Annotated in this window: 1 protein-coding gene and 1 pseudogene; both read right to left on the reverse strand. The window is 49.5% G+C overall.

Annotated elements, in window-relative coordinates:
* Nucleotides 1-2,054, reverse strand: a pseudogene (locus ACRCZA_RS05640) (conjugal transfer protein TraN); the annotation flags it as partial.
* Nucleotides 2,055-2,056: 2 nt separating this feature from the next.
* Nucleotides 2,057-2,750: TraU family protein (locus ACRCZA_RS05645; protein ID WP_438673490.1), on the reverse strand; the 694-nt coding region annotated here is incomplete at its 5' end.

A 2,750-nucleotide genomic window follows, 5' to 3' on the forward strand; every position in this document is an offset into this window, starting at 1 on the left:
TGCATCAAGCATTGGTCTATGCCTGGATCACTTGATTGATGAACAAGCTCTTGCGCTAAGTATTTGCCAGAGAAGGTCAATGAAGCCCTCAGTTTCGCAGGTTCCAAGCACTTCTGTACTTCTCGACTGCATGTATCGAAATCGACCTTACTCCAGCCCGTCTCACAATATGAGCGAGTGACTTCTTGAGGTTCATGCCAAGTAACAATCGAGCCATTGACGACTTGACACAGTGCCCCAACCAAGGTGCCATTTGGACAAGTCAATTCAAGCTCTTTAATGGATGTTGACGTCTCAGTGACACTGGCCATATTCCCAGTCAGCGCTAATTTTGTCGTCCAGCCATTGGCCTTTGTTGGATGCTCAACGATGGTAGCATCAGTCTGCTGCTTATCGTGGATATCCAAGCTCACCGTACCGGTCTGCAAGGTGTCGTTGTGGGAAGGCGTTAAGCTGAGCATCTCGTTGGCAAAGCAACCGCGTTCAATAGACCAGCGCTGTTGATGTTCTACTGTAATGACTTGCCGCGCTAATTGGCACTCGGTGAGTGTGTTTATCTTCTCGCACACCTGAAAATCAGGTACATGCTTGATTTCGGTAAATGGCGTAATCGTCTGAGTAGGTTCACAGGCTTCAAAACTGCTCGGCATGAGATTGGATACCACACACTTAGGATCGGTGGCTTGCATGCCACAGTTATAGGTATCTGTAAAACGAATGCATTTGCCTTTATCATTGGTTTCGGCACATTCTGACGACATAAAGCCGCAGGAAGGATTGGCTTCAAGCACCTGGCAGGCCTGATTTTCAATCCCCTTATAACTTTCATCATTCACACTGACCTGAACACGCCGACACAAGGGCGATATCCCTGCAACTGGGCTTGGGGTGAAGTAAGATTCACATACTGAAACACCATTGACCACAGTACATCCGTTGGTTGAAGAAGGCTGATCCGTGCATTGAATGCTGTAGTCTGAAAATATAGCTGGTATATCCGCGGCTTGTTCAATACAGGATTGTGGTGACCAAGCATCATTCATCACCACTTTAGTTGGGTCAAAACGCACCTTGATGCGTGCATACCCCTCGCCACTGCCAGTAACGGACACGCGGATTTTGATCGCAACCTTGTCACCCGGCGCGATGGCTGTTAAGTTTGCGGTTAAATCCGTATTGGGGTTACGCTCCCAACTGGTACGCAGTTCGCAACGTCCAGACGTCTCGGGTGGAAAGTTATCATTCGGTCCTGACCAAACCTTTTGCTCCCCAAGCCACACTTGCATATAGTCATCCCACTTGGCGTACTCCAGCACAGCGGAGGTTATCGCGTGGGGATTAAGCACATTGATGGTAATGGCCTGTTCAAAAATCTGACAGTTCCCCGTCCAATAGTCATCGCCAATTTTTCCAATCCAAATTTCAAGACAGCCTTCACCACAGTTACTTATATTCATTGGGCCAGAGACATGCTCTATGATGCCTGCCGTGTAATGGTGAGTAATAGTACAGCTGTTAACTGCGGTATTGAGCCTGTCACATTGCTGGTAGTTTGGGCTACCGTCTCCTTGAGACTCACAGCCGGGGAAACTTTGGGTCAATAGATTTGGGTTGGCTTGAACCGCATCCGTCAGTGCCCATAGAGGATCATTGACCATATCTGGCCGAGACCTATCTTTGATTTGCTGTAGCGAGCGAAACGCCTCGCCCGTCGCGCCTTTCTCAGATGCCATGCTTTCTTGGCGCAGTGCCCCGAGTTGATTCATGCTGGCATCGGAGCCATATACACCCGTTAAGACGTCCAATGAGCCCTGCTCCATCCCAGGGAAAAGCTCGTTCAAGTTTATGGACTCATTACCACTGCCACTCGGCACCAACAATGTATTGCCATTCAGTGCCGGCATAGTCCAGCTTTGCAGCAATTGCTTTCCTTCTTGCTGTCCACTTAAGCCGGATTGACGCTGCACATCGGCTGCCACACCATGTAAGGGTAAACATGCCATAGTGATTGACAAAATACCTGCCAACACTCGGGTAAAAAGTGTTGCTTGCATAGTTAACCTCCCGAGTTACAGCAGTCTTGCCAACGCCACAAGATATAAACGGCATCCTCACCAACGGCAGGAATTGTTCGCCATTCTCCCCATGTCATGGTGCTTTCACCAATGACATGCGCCCTTTCAGTTTCCGGCACCGGGAAGAACATACTCATCTTGTATTGGGACTTTGGCAGCATGGGCTCAATGATTGGTCGACAAAGCGCGCGGTCGCCCATGGTTCGGGTCGCGAAGCCTCGTCGATGCTGAGCGGCAATTGCACGCGCCGCTAAATGACTGGTGTTTTCTGCTAATGAGCCAAAGGCTAAGGTATGGCCAGATAACGGATAGAGATGGCCCCAACTGCCAGCACACCAAAACAACTGGTCGATGGGTTTACCAAGCGTTGATGAGGCCGCGTCAACAGTACAAGCCGAGATAGCCAATGGATTGGCAACGGCAGCGGCTTCAGGCTGAGTAAAAAAGGCCAGTTCATCGTTCAGCCATGTTGGGTCCAATTCCGACAAATACATCAAGTCAAAGTCCATGTAACCATCGGCATTGCAATTGCCATCCATGAACAAATCGAGCATGACCAAAAGCGGAAAGGCATAATAATGGTAATGGTAGAAAGCGAGATCACCAGTGTCGTATTCACCTTCACCATGCCCCCCCTGCAGTCGTCTATCACCTAGCGGTAAGCGAATCCCTCCC

Source organism: Shewanella sp. (assembly GCF_051658185.1).
Classification (GTDB): domain Bacteria; phylum Pseudomonadota; class Gammaproteobacteria; order Enterobacterales; family Shewanellaceae; genus Shewanella.